This window comes from Flavobacterium sp. GNP002 (assembly GCF_054343795.1).
This window is the reverse complement of sequence record NZ_JBTGUW010000001.1, coordinates 2,690,611-2,706,491: the sequence shown is the minus strand read 5'-3', so window position 1 is coordinate 2,706,491 and position 15,881 is coordinate 2,690,611. Positions and strand designations below refer to the sequence as shown.

13 protein-coding genes are annotated in these 15,881 nt (G+C 34.5%); 10 read left to right on the top strand and 3 right to left on the bottom strand.

The genetic code is table 11. The features are described from left to right. Positions 1 to 222: 222 nt before the first annotated feature. The 8 genes from ACXX80_RS11850 to ACXX80_RS11815 all read left to right on the top strand — a co-directional run bounded on the left by ACXX80_RS11850 (position 223) and on the right by ACXX80_RS11815 (position 8,080). Positions 223 to 2,769: an ATP-dependent Clp protease ATP-binding subunit gene (locus tag ACXX80_RS11850; RefSeq protein ID WP_315208196.1), complete on the top strand. Its 2,547-nt coding sequence runs from the start codon at positions 223 to 225 to the stop codon at positions 2,767 to 2,769. A gap of 140 nt (positions 2,770 to 2,909) precedes the next feature. Beyond that, on the top strand, positions 2,910 to 4,280 hold the full coding sequence (gene rimK / locus ACXX80_RS11845; RefSeq protein ID WP_458553376.1) for a 30S ribosomal protein S6--L-glutamate ligase: 1,371 nt from the start codon (positions 2,910 to 2,912) through the stop codon (positions 4,278 to 4,280). A gap of 62 nt (positions 4,281 to 4,342) precedes the next feature. Next, positions 4,343 to 4,858, top strand: coding sequence for a DUF421 domain-containing protein (locus ACXX80_RS11840; RefSeq protein ID WP_458553375.1), 516 nt, complete (start codon positions 4,343 to 4,345; stop codon positions 4,856 to 4,858). Positions 4,859 to 4,917: 59 nt separating this feature from the next. Continuing rightward, the gene (locus ACXX80_RS11835; protein ID WP_502306419.1) at positions 4,918 to 5,514 is read left to right on the top strand and encodes a Crp/Fnr family transcriptional regulator; all 597 of its coding nucleotides are present in this window, start codon (positions 4,918 to 4,920) and stop codon (positions 5,512 to 5,514) included. Positions 5,515 to 5,603: 89 nt separating this feature from the next. Beyond that, positions 5,604 to 6,482, top strand: coding sequence for a pirin family protein (locus tag ACXX80_RS11830; RefSeq protein ID WP_458553373.1), 879 nt, complete (start codon positions 5,604 to 5,606; stop codon positions 6,480 to 6,482). Between the two features lie 31 nt (positions 6,483 to 6,513). Then, positions 6,514 to 7,398, top strand: a complete 885-nt coding sequence (locus tag ACXX80_RS11825; protein WP_458553371.1) for a pirin family protein — start codon at positions 6,514 to 6,516, stop codon at positions 7,396 to 7,398. A gap of 1 nt (position 7,399) precedes the next feature. Next, positions 7,400 to 7,792 carry an OsmC family protein gene (locus ACXX80_RS11820; protein WP_458553369.1) on the top strand — a complete coding sequence of 131 codons (393 nt, stop codon included), beginning with the start codon at positions 7,400 to 7,402 and terminating at the stop codon, positions 7,790 to 7,792. A gap of 6 nt (positions 7,793 to 7,798) precedes the next feature. Next, positions 7,799 to 8,080, top strand: coding sequence for a GNAT family N-acetyltransferase (locus ACXX80_RS11815; protein WP_458553367.1), 282 nt, complete (start codon positions 7,799 to 7,801; stop codon positions 8,078 to 8,080). A gap of 69 nt (positions 8,081 to 8,149) precedes the next feature. Here the strand turns inward: ACXX80_RS11815 and ACXX80_RS11810 are convergent, their stop codons facing one another. The 3 genes from ACXX80_RS11810 to hutH are packed head-to-tail and all read right to left on the bottom strand — an operon-like array spanning position 8,150 to position 11,735. After that, complete coding sequence (locus tag ACXX80_RS11810) at positions 8,150 to 9,496, bottom strand: inorganic phosphate transporter (protein WP_458553366.1); 1,347 nt, start codon at positions 9,494 to 9,496, stop codon at positions 8,150 to 8,152. A gap of 30 nt (positions 9,497 to 9,526) precedes the next feature. Next, positions 9,527 to 10,171, bottom strand: coding sequence for a DUF47 domain-containing protein (locus ACXX80_RS11805; protein WP_458553364.1), 645 nt, complete (start codon positions 10,169 to 10,171; stop codon positions 9,527 to 9,529). Between the two features lie 49 nt (positions 10,172 to 10,220). After that, complete coding sequence (gene hutH / locus ACXX80_RS11800) at positions 10,221 to 11,735, bottom strand: histidine ammonia-lyase (RefSeq protein ID WP_458553363.1); 1,515 nt, start codon at positions 11,733 to 11,735, stop codon at positions 10,221 to 10,223. A 636-nt stretch (positions 11,736 to 12,371) separates the two neighbouring features. Between hutH and thrA the strand changes: the two genes are divergently transcribed. Together thrA and ACXX80_RS11790 are read left to right on the top strand one after the other, a co-directional pair. Then, complete coding sequence (gene thrA / locus ACXX80_RS11795) at positions 12,372 to 14,819, top strand: bifunctional aspartate kinase/homoserine dehydrogenase I (protein ID WP_458553362.1); 2,448 nt, start codon at positions 12,372 to 12,374, stop codon at positions 14,817 to 14,819. A 107-nt stretch (positions 14,820 to 14,926) separates the two neighbouring features. Then, positions 14,927 to 15,850, top strand: a complete 924-nt coding sequence (locus ACXX80_RS11790; protein WP_458553360.1) for a homoserine kinase — start codon at positions 14,927 to 14,929, stop codon at positions 15,848 to 15,850. The last annotated feature ends 31 nt before the right edge of the window (positions 15,851 to 15,881 follow it).

Genomic DNA, 15,881 nt, shown 5'->3' with positions numbered 1-15,881 from the left:
AACGTGCCAATATACGCCTTTTTGAAATTTTTAACCCTATTTCGCACTAGTTATTTCAATGATTTATTAACAAATTTTAAAGTCATTTTAGTTAATAAATTAAGCGAATTTTAACTCTAATATTATTTTTATTTTTGTCTATTAGCTGACACCACTTCTTATAGGAATGGTTTTTGTTTTTCAATTACTAATTCACTAAATTTACGATATCAAATATATATTATGGATGATAATTTTTCACCAAGAGTAAAAGACGTTATTACTTACAGCAAAGAAGAAGCTTTGCGCCTAGGTCATGACTTTATAGGAACTGAGCACTTAATGCTGGGTATCTTAAGAGACGGTAACGGGAAAGCAATTCAAATATTGAATAACCTATCTGTTGATTTAGACCATTTACGCAGAAAAGTAGAGATCTTAAGCCCTGCAAGTCCAAGCCTAGAAGTAAATGTTGAGAAGAAAAACCTACACTTGACACGCCAAGCAGAACGAGCATTGAAAACTACTTTTCTTGAAGCAAAAGTTTTTCAAAGTTCGTCTATCAGCACAGCACATTTATTGTTGTGTATTTTAAGAAATGAAAACGATCCAACAACCAAGCTATTGAATAAATTAAAAATTGATTACGATATAGCTAAAGAACAATATTTAAACATGACTCCAAACGAAGAAGATTTTATAGAAAATTTACCACGAAACGAATCATATAATGACGATTCAGGACAAGATGACAGTCTAAAAGAAGGAACTTTCAACAATCCAGCCAATAAATCAAATAAAAAATCTAAAACACCAGTTTTAGATAATTTTGGAAGAGATTTAACAGAAATGGCCGAAGAAGGAAAACTAGACCCTGTTGTAGGACGAGAGAAAGAAATCGAACGTGTTTCACAAATTTTGAGCCGCCGTAAAAAGAACAACCCATTACTTATAGGGGAACCTGGAGTAGGAAAATCAGCTATTGCCGAAGGTTTAGCGTTGCGAATTATTCAGAAAAAAGTATCGCGTACTTTATTCAATAAACGTGTCGTTACCTTGGATTTAGCGAGTCTTGTTGCAGGTACAAAATACCGTGGGCAGTTTGAAGAACGCATGAAAGCGGTAATGAATGAATTGGAAAAAAATGATGATATCATTCTTTTTATAGATGAAATTCACACTATTGTGGGTGCTGGTGGAGCAACTGGCTCACTAGACGCTTCTAACATGTTTAAACCAGCATTAGCTCGTGGAGAGATTCAATGTATTGGTGCAACAACATTAGACGAATACAGACAATATATAGAAAAAGACGGCGCATTAGAAAGACGTTTTCAAAAGATAATTGTGGAACCAACATCAGTTTCTGAAACAATTACTATTTTGAATAACATCAAAAACAAATATGAAGACCATCATAATGTTACCTATACACAAGAAGCTATTGAAGCGTGTGTAAAATTAACGGATAGATATATGTCTGAACGTTTCTTACCGGACAAAGCTATTGATGCATTAGATGAAGCAGGTTCTAGAGTTCACATTACCAATATTGAAGTTCCAAAACAAATTTTAGATCTCGAACGTCAATTAGAGGACGTACGTGAATTGAAGAATGTTGTGGTAAAAAAACAGAAATACGAAGAGGCTGCTAAACTTCGTGATGATGAAAAACGTATTGAAAAAGACTTAGCTATTGCTCAAGAACAATGGGAAGAAGACGCTAAAAATAACCGTATTGAAGTTACCGAAGACAATGTAGCTGACGTGGTTTCTATGATGAGTGGAATACCAGTTAACCGTATTGCACAAACTGAAAGTAACAAACTAGCTAAGCTTCCAGAACTAATTGAGGGCAAGGTTATTGGTCAAAGAGAAGCAGTAATGAAAATTGCTCGTTCTATTCAAAGAAATCGTGCCGGATTAAAAGATCCGAATCGACCAATTGGTTCTTTCATTTTCTTAGGTCAAACAGGTGTTGGTAAAACCCAATTAGCCAAAGTATTAGCTAAAGAATTATTCGATTCTGAAGATGCATTGATTCGTATTGACATGAGTGAATACATGGAAAAATTTGCAATCTCTCGTTTAGTTGGAGCACCTCCGGGATATGTAGGATATGAAGAAGGTGGTCAATTGACAGAGAAAGTAAGAAGAAAACCATATTGTGTAGTATTATTGGATGAGATAGAAAAAGCGCATCCTGATGTTTTCAATATGTTATTACAAGTTTTGGATGACGGATATTTAACAGATAGTTTAGGTCGAAAAATTGATTTCAAAAACACTATAATCATTATGACTTCAAATGTTGGAGCCAGACAATTAAAAGATTTTGGACAAGGCGTTGGTTTTGGAACTGCCGCTAAAGTAGCTCAGGCTGACGATAATTCAAAAAGCATCATCGAAAATGCATTGAAAAAAACTTTTGCTCCTGAATTCCTAAACCGAATAGACGATGTAATTGTTTTCAATGCTTTAGAAAAACATGACATCGATTTGATTATCGAAATCGAATTGAAAAAATTATTCGCCCGTGTTGCTGAATTAGGATACCAATTGAATCTTTCTGACAAAGCAAAAGCATTTATTGCAGAGAAAGGTTTTGATAAACAATTTGGCGCAAGACCATTAAAAAGAGCGATTCAAAAGTATGTTGAAGATGCGCTTGCAGAAGAAATTATCACTTCGAAAATTACTTCAGGAGATGAGATTTTTATGGATATTGAAGATGGCTCACAAGAGTTAACAGTGCAAATTCATAAAGCTGGAGAACCTACAAATCCTTAAATTCATTAAAACAATTATAGTAAAATAAACCCGTTACGTTTTTATAACATAACGGGTTTATTCTTTACAGTAAACATACTTTTTTTGAAAACAAATATTTACATTTGGTCTTTATAAAAAAGGTTAAACAAAATTAATTTATGTCAGATAACAAAGTTATTTTAGGTAGTGAAGAATGGTGTTCTTTTCCAGAATTAGGAATTCCTACAATTAAAGCACGAGTAGATTCCGGTGCAAAAACATCCGCTTTACATGCTATAAACATTGCTCCATTTATAAAAAATGAAAGCAACTGGGTAAAATTTGACATCAACCCAATACAAAATAATCAAAAAACGGTAATTCATTGTGAAGCACCATTAATTGACAAACGCATCGTTAAAAGTTCGAGTGGTTTTAGAGAACAACGCTATGTCATTCAAACAAATCTACAAATTGGAAGCTCTCAGTGGCCAATAGAAATGACTCTGACCAATCGAGATTCGATGGGTTTCAGAATGCTTTTAGGACGTGAAGCCATGAGTGGAAGAGTTCTTGTTGATCCGGAACAAAAATATCTTTTGGGACAGCCTACAACTGACATTTTAAAAGAATTATATAAAAATTCCGAGAAAGCAAGTTCTGGTTTACGAATTGGACTTTTAGCAAGTAATCCTGAATTATACAGCAACAAGCGTATTATGGAGGCAGGCGAAATGCGTGGTCACGAAATGCACTTTCTGAACATCAAGGAATGCTATATGAAACTGGATGCAAAAACACCTGAAATTCATTATCGTGGCGGTAAAATATTAAATCAATTTGACGCCATTATACCTAGAATAAGACCTAGTATCACTTTTTACGGATGCGCTTTGACACGACAATTTGAAGCCTTAAAGGTATTTTGCTTGAATTCATCAAACGCCATTACGCAATCACGCGATAAATTATATTCTTTGCAATTACTACTGAATCACGGTGTAGAAATTCCTACTACTGGTTTTGCAAATTCTCCATTGGATACTGATGACTTGATAAAAATGGTTGGAGGTTCTCCTTTAATCGTAAAATTACTCGAAGGAACACAAGGAAAAGGAGTTGTATTAGCTGAAACAAAAAAAGCTGCAGAAAGCGTAATTAATGCTTTCAAAAGCCTAAATGCCAATATATTAGTTCAAGAATTCATTAAAGAAGCCAATGGAAAAGACATTCGTTGTTTTGTAATTGATGGAAAAGTAGTCGCCGCCATTCAGCGCGAAGCAATGCCGGGCGAATTTAGAGCCAACATCCATCTTGGAGGAACAGCATCAGTTATAAAAGTAACCCCAGAAGAAAAACGTATTGCCATAAAAGCTACGAAAGCAATGGACTTAAAAGTCGCAGGCGTTGACATTATTCGTTCTTCAAAAGGGCCATTATTATTAGAAGTAAATTCATCTCCCGGATTGGAAGGAATTGAAGGTGCGACCAATAAAGATATAGCCGGTGAAATGATAAAAGCGATTGAGAAGAATTTTAAACTAAAATAGCTACCAATTACAGACTTTAGCCCGTCAAGAAACATTGAACTTTATGCTTTAAAATCTAAAAAATGAACGAATATCTTGATATTATTCTTCGAAGCACAGCCGTTTATTTTTTCATGGTTATCGCCTTGCGCCTTTTTGGCAAGAAAGAATTGTCTCAACTGAATACTGCCGACGTGATATTGATATTGCTGATAAGCAACTCCGTTCAAAATGCAATGGTAGGAAACGATACAAGTTTATTGGGAGGTTTAGCCGCGGCAACTGTACTTTTTACTATCAATTTTATTTTAAAAAAATTGATGTTTAAATACCCAAGATTCAGTGATTTCATGCAAGAAAAACCAGAAATTCTTATACACAACGGCAGTTTGGATTTTAAAACTCTTAGCAAATTAAACATCACTTCTGATGAATTAAAAGAAGCCATGCGCGAACATGGTATTGAATACTTTAAAGATGTAAAATTGGCAATGTTAGAAATAGACGGAAATATTAGCATTATATCTGGAGACGCCAATTTGAAACAAACCCATTACAAACGCAGACGCATTCATAAAAATTTAGGTGGAATAAATTAGATTTAAAGAACTCAAAAAATAGCTTAATCGGTTTAAAACAAACGAATTTTGTCAAAATAATTATGCTCGATTCTTTCAAAACATACTTTCAATCCAAAACGAATCTAACGGACGAACAGTTTCATTTGATTACAGATACGTTGCAATCAAAAAAAATAGAAAAAGGAACTGTCCTACTCCATCAGGGCGATATTTGTCATCATTCTTTTTTCGTATCCAAAGGATTATTGCGTTCCTACACCATAGACGAAACCGGAAAAGAACACATCATTCAATTTGCGGCTGAGAACTGGATTATTTCAGATAGAAGTAGTTCTTATTTCAATGAGCCTTCTGAATTGTTTATTGATGCCATTGAAGATACTGAAATTGTGTTCATCGACAAAAACTTCATAAATGCCGCGGCTGAAATCAGTGTTCTTTTTCGAGAGCAGGACAATATTGCGCTACACAATCACATTCGACAGCTTCAAAAACGAGTGAACCTCTTACTGGGAGCAACAGCTGAACAACGGTATTTAGATTTCATAAGGATTTATCCGAGTCTTACTTTGCGTATTCCACAATGGATGATTGCTTCCTATCTGGGTATTACACCCGAAACCTTGAGCAGAGTTCGCAAGGAATTAGCCAAAAGAAATTTTAAGCTCTATTAATTCTTTTCAAATTCATTTCTTATTCTACATCAATGCATCTGGTTTTAATCCATAGTAAATTTGTACTATAATTAAAACTTGACTACGCAATGAAAACAAAAAATATCGAATTAGTATTGGCTCCACCTCCACCACACATGGTAGGTGATGGATTTAGAGTACACAATTTTATCCCAAGTGGGTATCATTTAGACATGAAAAGAATGAGTCCATTCATCATGATGGATTACAATTCTAAATTTTATTTTCCACCAACGGACCAACCCAGAGGTGTAAGCGTTCATCCACACAGAGGTTTTGAAACCGTTACGATTGCTTACAAGGGAAAAGTAGCGCATCATGACAGTTCTGGAAACAGTGGTATTATTGGCGAAGGAGATGTACAATGGATGACTGCTGCTTCGGGAATTTTACACAAAGAATACCACGAAGAAGAATTTAGTAAAAATGGTGGTGATTTTCAAATGGTACAGCTTTGGGTCAACCTTCCGGCGAAAGACAAAATGTCAACACCAAAATACCAGGGAATTACTAACGACCAAATAAATAAATTTGAGATTCCTGGAAAAGGTGGCGTGATTGAAGTTATAGCTGGGGAATATGAAAATTTGAAAGGTTCTGCTTCTACTTTTACACCCGTACATTTACAGAATGCTAAATTAAATAATGGAGCAAAAGCATCTTTTCATTTTCCAGCAAATTACAACACTGCTTTACTTGTAATTGAAGGAAGTATAAAAGTAAATGATAGCGAAAATATTCCTGCTGACCATTTTGCATTATTCGAAAATGATGGTGAAGAATTTACCATTGAAGCTACTGAAAATGCAATCGTTTTAATTTTAAGCGGAGAACCTATCAATGAACCTATTGTAGCACACGGTCCGTTTGTAATGAATAGTCAAGCCGAAATCATGCAAGCATTCAATGATGTGAATATGGGGAAATTCGGTTATTTAGAAGAATAATCCTTATTTTTATATTTTAAAACACATAAAAATGTCAAACATCAAACTGATAATAGAAGAACGCCCGAGCAATATTGGCAACTTTATGGTTGGGCGATTGCTTCCCTTTCGAGAAAAAAGAATGGTTGGACCATTTGCATTCATTGATCATATGGGACCAACTTGCATGAGCGACTACGAAAATTTAGATGTTCCGCCACATCCACATATTGGGCTTTCCACTTTAACCTATTTGTTTGAAGGAAGTATTAAACATAAAGACAGTTTGGGAACTGAAATGGAAATCAAACCCGGGCAAATCAATTGGATGACATCAGGTAAAGGAATCGTTCACTCGGAACGAACGCCTGAGTATTTGCGTAGTTCCAATAAAATGCTGCACGGACTTCAAATTTGGGTGGCATTACCGAAAGAATTAGAAGAAATGGAGCCTTCTTTTTTCCACGTTCCTGAAAATCAAATACCAGAATGGAAAACGGATGATATTGCCTATAAACTTATAGCAGGCGAAGTACTTGGCAAGAAATCACCCGTTCCAGTTTACAGTCCGCTGTATCTTTTAGAACTAAAAAGCACTACGCATCAAACAATCACTATAGGCGAGCATCTATTTGGCGAAAGTGCTTTATACATTCTAGAAGGCAGTATTGAAAGTGAGGGAAATGTTTTTGGTCCAAAGCAAATTTTGATTGCCAAAGACAGTAAACTGTGCACCTTTGATATGGCAGAAAACACTACTATTTATATTTTTGGAGGAGAACCTTTTCTGGAAGAACGAATTATCTATTGGAATTTTGTGGCTTCAACCAAAGAGCTGATTGAAAATGCAAAAGAAAAATGGTTGGCACAAACGTTTGATAAAGTACCCGGAGAAACTGAATTTGTTCCACTTCCTGATCAAAATAAAAGACAATAATATGGGTAAAATAACAGCAAGTATTAGCACTGAACTTTATAAAACAGAAATACAATCCGAAACAAATTTGATCATCTCTGATGAACCTGAAAGTAGCAGAGGAAAAGATTTAGGCTTTACGCCAAAAGAATTACTTGCGTCCTCTTTGGCAGCCTGCACCTGCATTACTTTACGCATGTATGCTAACCGAAAAGGCTGGAATTTAACCGATGTAAAAGTTGAAGTCACTTTTGAAACTGATTCATTAGAAAATAAATTCAAAATAATGCGCAACATTCAATTATTTGGAGCTTTAGACGCTGATCAAAAAGCCCGATTAGTAAACATTGCCGATAAATGCCCGATCCACAAAATTTTAACCAACCCAATCGAAATTGCAACAGCATCAAATTAGAAAAACATGACAATTGAACAAATAAACGAAACTAAAAATGGCTACTTTAGAGCCGTTGATAACGACATCGAAGCAGGAAAAATGACCTATACTTGGGCAGGAACTGATAAATTTATTATTGACCACACCGAAGTAAATCCTGATTTTGCAGGACAAAGTGTAGGTAAAAAAATGGTGATGGAAGCCGTACAATATGCACGGGAAAATAATCTTAAAATTATACCATTATGTCCTTTCGCGAAAAGTGTATTTGATAAAACGAAAGAAATACAAGATCTATTGTTTTAAATAAATAGAAATTTTAGAGCATAAAAAAACCATTCTAAGAATGGTTTTTTTATGAATATTATTTTAGTATTAAATAAAAATACTGAAAATATAATAAATTATTGCTGCTAATATTGCTGAAATTGGAATAGTTAGAACCCAAGCCCACAACAAGCTTACGGTCATTCCCCATCGTACAGCTGAAACTCTTTTAGTAAGTCCAACACCAATGATAGATCCAGTAATAGTATGCGTTGTACTTACAGGAACTTTAAAATGCTCCGTAAAATATAAGGTTAATGCTCCTGCAGTTTCTGCGGCAACACCTTCGAAAGAAGTTACTTTTGTAATTTTAGAGCCCATTGTTTTTACAATTTTCCAACCACCACTCAAAGTACCTGCAGCAATTGCAGAATAACATGCTAGCGGAATCCAATCTGGCATTTTGAAAGCTCCATTTTCATCTGGAAGAACTACATCTAACCAATCTGGTAAACTTTCCTGTGCTATACCACTTGTTTGAATATATACAGTAACAGCCGCAGCTATAATACCCATTACTTTTTGGGAGTCATTTCCACCATGCCCTAAACTAAAAGCAGCTGATGACAATAATTGCATTTTCTTTAACCAATATGTTGACTGATGAAGATTTAAACTACTAAAAATCAAACAAAAAGAACTTATTGACATTATAATAAATGCAACTAAAAACCACTTTATATTGTGTGATTCAAAAACAACACTCCAAAGATGGGAGTCGAAACGTGGTTTCTTGATTTCATCAAAGTATATCATTTGACTTTCCACAAACCAAATAGTTAACAGCATTAAAACAACTGTAAAAATTTTAGGATAGATACTTCTTTTCGAAGCATTAAGAAGCCAAATAGAGATTAAATACGACATCAAAGCACCAATTAAAGGAGCCAAAACAATAAAGGCAATAATGATTAAGACCCCAGAAGGGAATCCACCATTTTTTCCTGCGGTGTACCAGTTTACAGTATCATACCAATATGCGGTATGAACTTCTGTTCCTTCAATTACTGCATACCCAAAAAAACCATGGACAGCGATAGCGTGTGCAATGGCTGCTCCAGCGAATCCTCCAATAAGAGTATGTGAAGAACTGGATGGAATCCCTTGCCACCATGTGAACAAATTCCAAATAATTGCAGCTATTACCCCTGCAAGGATTACAACTAAATCAATTTCTAAAGTATTGGCAGTTTTTGCAACAGTATCTGCTACACCAAAACCAAAAACCCAATACGCCAAAAAGTTAAAAAAAGCCGCCCAAACTACCGCCTGAAAAGGAGTTAATACTTTTGTGGCAACAACGGTTGCTATAGCATTGGCTGCATCATGAAAACCATTAATGTAATCAAAAATTAAAGCCAGGACTATAATAACTATAAGTAGAGTAAATTCCATAATTATAACTTCAGAATAAAACCGATTGAATTAAGAATGTTTTACAGAAATTGATTCTAAAACACTAGCAACACTTTTACATTTATCAGCAGCAGTTTCTAAAACTGACAATACTTCTTTGTACTTGATAATGTTTTTTGCATCCGTTTCGTTTTCAAATAAATCAAGAACTGCTTTATCATAAACATTATCTGATTTATTTTCTAACTTGTTAATTCTAACGCAAGCATCAGTGATATTCTTTATTTTTTTTAAATCTCTTAATTCTCTTACAGCAATATCAATGTTTTGACAAGCTTCAAGATTGATTTCAGTCAATTTTCTGATCGATTTTGTGATTTTATCCACCTGATACAACTTCATTCTACTTGCTGCACCGTGAAGGTTATCCGCAACATTATCAATAGAAGTAATTAATGAGTGTATATCTTCTCTATCAAATGGAGTAATGAAGTTTCTACTTAACTCTAAATTTGTTTGACGAGTAATATCTTCTCCTTTTTGCTCTAAAGCATCTATTTTTTGAAAAAGAACCTCACGTTCCTTCAAAGGAAGATTTACAGCTTCGTGCAAGTTTGTAGCAATTTCAATTAAATTACTAGAAGCTTCCTCAAAAAGAGGAAAGAACTTTTTGTCTTTAGGAACCAAAAATTGGAAAAAATTATTTATGTTCATTTTATTAAAATTTAGTTCGGCAAAATTACTGCATTATTTAACCTTAATGTTAAGTTAATATTAACAAATCATTTTCTATTTGAAAAGTATTCAAAAAAGAAACGGTATTCTCAATATCATAATGCAAAATTCGGTCTTCTTTTATCAATGGAACTTCCTCTCGATACGCACTTAAAAACATCTCAATAAAATCGCTTGACTGCAACGGTCGTCTGTATTCAATAGCTTGAGAAGCATTCATCAGCTCAATCGCTAGAATCCTTTCCAAATTATCTAAAACACGTAAGGCTTTTGTAGCTGCATTTGCTCCCATGCTTACATGATCTTCTTGTCCGTTACTCGAAACAATACTATCAATACTGGCAGGAGTTGCCAATTGTTTATTTTGACTGGCAATACTGGCAGCAGTATATTGAGGAATCATTAAACCGGAATTTAATCCTGGATTATCAACTAAAAATGCAGGAAGATTACGCAAACCAGAAATCAACTGATAGGTTCTACGCTCGGAAATACTTCCTAATTCCGATAACGCAATTGCCATAAAATCTAAAGCTAAAGCTAATGGTTGCCCATGAAAATTACCTCCAGAAATGATTTGGTCACTTTCAATGAATATATTAGGATTATCCGTCACCGAATTGATTTCTGTTTTGAAAACTTTCTTTACATAATCAAACGCATCTTTTGATGCACCATGAACTTGCGGCATACATCTAAAGGAATAAGGATCTTGAACATGTGTTTTTACTTGCTCGATGATTTCGCTTCCTTCCAAAAATCCTTTTATACGATTTGCCGTTACAATTTGTCCTTTATGAGGCCTGATAAAATGAATTAATTCATGAAAAGGTTCAATTCTTCCATCAAAAGCTTCTAATGAAATACTTCCAATCAAATCTGCCAAATAAGAAAATTTGCTGACTTTCATTAAAATATGCGCCCCGTAAGCACTCATAAATTGGGTTCCGTTCAATAAAGCCAATCCTTCTTTAGACTGCAACACAATTGGTTTCCAGTCGAAATGCTTCAAAACTTCAGCAGAATGTACTTTCTTGCCTTCAAAATATACATCGCCTTCACCTAATAAAGGCAACGATAAATGCGCCAAAGGAGCTAAATCTCCCGAAGCTCCAAGAGATCCTTGCGTATAAATTACAGGAAGAATATCATTATTATAAAACGCAATCAATCGCTCCACCGTTTGCAATTGAATTCCGGAATGTCCATAACTCAAGGACTGAATTTTAAGCAACAACATCAATTTTACAATTTCAGTTGGCACTTCCTCTCCTGTTCCACAAGAATGCGATTTTACTAAATTTTCTTGCAACTTTGATAAGTTCTCGTTAGATATTTTCACATTACAAAGCGAGCCAAATCCCGTATTTATTCCATAAATAGGCTCTGAATGAGAAGCCATTTTTTTATCTAAATAATCCCTGCATTTTTGAATATTAACTTTGGCCTCTTCAGAAAGTGCCAATAATTTACCATGAGAAATAATCTCTTCTAATGTTTCAAAACTGAGTAATTGTGTGCTTATGTAATGTGTATTGTCCATTTTTGTTTTCTATTTAAAGGGTAAAATTCAATAAATCTATATTAATAAACAACATTTATTGACTATAATTTAAAATTCAGACCTAAAGACAAACTAACATTAAGTTTTATGCTTAAAAAGTCACAAACTAATTAACTTAAAATCCATGAGATAAAGAGCTATGAATAGTACGAATTGCAACAATATACTTCAGAAATAGTTACTAAAACTCCTCAAAACGGCTTTATTAATGGAATTAATTATTTCTATATAGTTATAAAACGAATCACAAACCGTTTAATTTTTTCATAAAAATACGAATAGCTTTAACATAGACCTTGAAAACTAAACAATATTCAATATTCTTCTGAATGGTATTGAAAAATTAAAATATTCGCAAAAACGAAATTAAAGGCTTTCGTTTTTATAAAAAACTGTACTTTTGAAAAAATCTAATGATAAACAACAGAACAAAATATCACTCTTCGATTTCAACTCAAATTTGGGTTGTTTCTTCTGTTACATTTACTACAACAACTACTACCCCTTAGGGGTATACATTTAACATATAATCCTATTATTATATTTTTTTTCTGAAGAAAGAAAGTACTTGGGTATATAATAAACATTTGCATTTTTTACATAAAACAAACAAAAATGAAAGTATTAAAATTTGGTGGAACTTCGGTTGCCAATGCACAAAATATAAAACTAGTTTTAGATATCATTATCAATAAAGCAAAAGAGGAAAAATTAATTGTTGTGGTTTCTGCTTTTAGTAAAATTACAGATTTGCTCCAACTTGCTTCTCAAAAAGCAGCTGCCGGTGACGAAAGCTTTAAAGAAATTCTTTCCGATTTAGAGAAAAAACATTTAGATGCATTAAAAGAACTTATTCCTGTAAGCGAACAAAGTGGCTTATTAAGTCATATAAAAAGAATCATCAATCATCTTGAAACTTTGTTGGATGGATGCTATCTTTTAGGAGAATTATCGCCTAGAACTTCGGATACTATATTGAGTTTTGGTGAATTATTGTCTTCTTATATTATTGCAGAAGCATTAAAACAAAATCTAAAAAACAGCAGTTATAAAGACAGCCGTGAATTAATCAAAACTGACAATCATTTTGGAAAAGCCACAGTAAACTTTGAAGTTTCAAATCAATTAATTGCTGAATTTTTTGCTTCGAATGAAAATCAAGTGGTTGTAATGCCCGGATTTATTGCCGCATCAATCGACGGAATCAATACTACTTTAGGTCGCGGCGGTTCTGATTATACTGCTGCTATTCTTGCCGGAGCATTGAACGCAACTGACTTGGAAATTTGGACTGACGTCAACGGAATGTATACTGCCAATCCAAAAATTGTAAAACAAGCACAACCTATTGCATTCATTTCCTATCAGGAGGCGATGGAATTGTCTCATTTTGGCGCCAAAGTTTTATATCCGCCAACTATTCAGCCTGTGTTGAGAAAGAACATTCCAATTCTTATCAAAAACACTTTCGAAACGGAAGCCGAAGGAACTTATATTTCAAATCAGGAAATGGATCACACTAATCCCGTAAAAGGAATTAGCCATATTGACAATATTACTTTGATTACACTTGAAGGCCCGGGAATGATTGGTGTTACCGGTTCATCCAAAAGGCTCTTTGAAGTATTATCACACGAAAACATCAATGTGATTTTTATTACTCAAGCTTCATCGGAACATTCAATCTGTATCGGAATTCTAAATTCTGATGCTGATGTGGCTGAAGATGCCATCAACAATGCTTTTGAAGTAGAAATTTTACAAAATAAAATCGATCCTTGTATTGTTGAAAAAAACCTGTGCATTATTGCTTTGGTTGGCGAAAACATGAAAAACCACCAAGGTTTAAGTGGTCGAATGTTTAGCACTTTGGGTAAAAATAACGTAAACATCAGAGCGATTGCTCAAGGTGCTTCCGAAAGAAATATTTCAGCAGTAATAAACGAAAGAGATGTCAAAAAAGCACTGAATTCGCTGCATGAAAACTTTTTTGAAGAAAACACCAAACAGTTGAACCTATTTGTAATGGGTGTTGGAAATGTCGGAGAGAAATTCATTGAGCAAATTTACCAACAAAACAAATTCCTAAAAGATAATCTAAAAATAAATGTGAGAGTCATTGCTTTATCTAATTCCAGAAAAATGCATTTTGACGAGGACGGAATTTCCTTAAAAAACTGGCAATCTGTTTTAGAAAATGGCGAAGCGGCAAACAAAGAACAATTTCTTTACAATGTAAAAGAGCTCAATTTACGCAACAGTATTTTTGTTGACATTACTGCAAATGAAAGTGTGTCTAAAACTTACGAGCAGTATTTAAAACGCAATATTGCAGTAGTGACTTGCAATAAAATTGCCTGCGCATCAGAGTACGACAATTATAAAAAACTAAAAAAATTATCCCGACAGTTCAATGCTCCTTTTCTTTTTGAAACAAATGTTGGAGCTGGATTACCAATCATTGATACCGTAAAAAACCTGATTGCTTCAGGTGACAAAGTCAATAAAATTCAAGCCGTTTTATCTGGAAGTCTGAACTTTATCTTTAATAATTTTAATGAAAACAACACTTTTCATGATGTCGTTAAAGAAGCTGGTGTACAAGGATTTACAGAACCAGACCCAAAAATTGATTTGAGCGGAATTGACGTTGCCAGAAAGATATTAATCCTGATACGAGAAAGCGGTTACAAAATGGAAATTGACGAGATTGTCAACGAATCATTCATGCCTGCTGAATGTTTAGACACGACTAATAATGAAGCCTTTTTCAAATCTTTAATAGAACATGCAGCTCATTTTGAAACTATTTATAAAGAAGCGTTGAGCAAAGATTCTCGTTTGAAATACGTAGCGCAATTTGAAAACGGAAAAGCAAATGTTGGTTTAAGATTCATTCCTAAAGATCATCCGTTTTACAATTTGGAAGGAAAAGACAACATCGTATTGTTTTTTACGGACCGTTATGTTGACCAACCTTTATTGATAAAAGGAGCTGGTGCCGGAGCTGCAGTTACTGCTTCAGGAATATTTGCTGATGTAATTAGAATTGGAAACGTATAAATGAGTCGTAAAGTCAAATGTCATAAAGTCTCAAAGTTACCAACTTGATTTCATGAACATTCCTAAGACTTTACCACTTTATGACATTAGACTTTAAGACTAAAATTATGAATGAAATAAAAATATTTTGCCCCGCTACAATCGCCAATCTTTCCTGCGGATTTGATGTCCTTGGACTGTGTTTAGAAACTGCGGGGGACGAAATGATTATTCGAAAATCAGATATAAAAGGGATTCGCATCACTAAAATTGTGGGCGCCGATTTGCCTTTGGAAACCGAAAAAAATGTGGCTGGAGTATCTGCTTTAGCGATGCTGGAAGCTGTTGAAACCGAATTCGGATTCGAAATCGAAATCTACAAACACATCAAAGCCGGAAGCGGAATTGGAAGCAGTGCCGCAAGTTCAGCTGGTGCCGTTTTTGGAATCAATGAATTACTGGGACGTCCATTTACACGCAAAGAATTGGTTTTATTCGCTATGCAAGGCGAAAAATTAGCGAGTGGGAATGCCCATGCCGATAACGTTGCTCCTGCCCTTTTGGGTGGTTTTACATTAGTAAGAAGTTCAAATCCTTTGGATATTATCAAAATAGAAAGCCCATCCGAATTGTACGCAACCGTGGTTCATCCGCAAATTGAGTTGAAAACATCGGATGCGCGTTCGGTATTGAAACAAACTGTTTCCTTAAAAAGTGCTATCACACAATGGGGAAATGTAGGCGGATTAGTTGCAGGTTTGTACACTAAAGATTATGACTTAATTGGTCGCTCGTTGCATGATGAAATCGTAGAACCGTTACGAAGTGTTTTGATTCCAGGATTTGATTTAATCAAACAAACTGCGTACGAAAACGGAGCTTTAGGTTCCGGAATATCAGGTTCAGGTCCTTCCATTTTTGCTTTAAGCAAAGGGGAAGCAACCGCTAATAAAATCGCCAAAGCAATGAGCGCTGTGTACGACGAAATGAATTTAATGTATGAAATTCACGTTTCTAAAGTGAATGATGAAGGAATGAAAATAATTTTATAAGCATTAAGCATTAGGCATTAGGCAAAAAGCT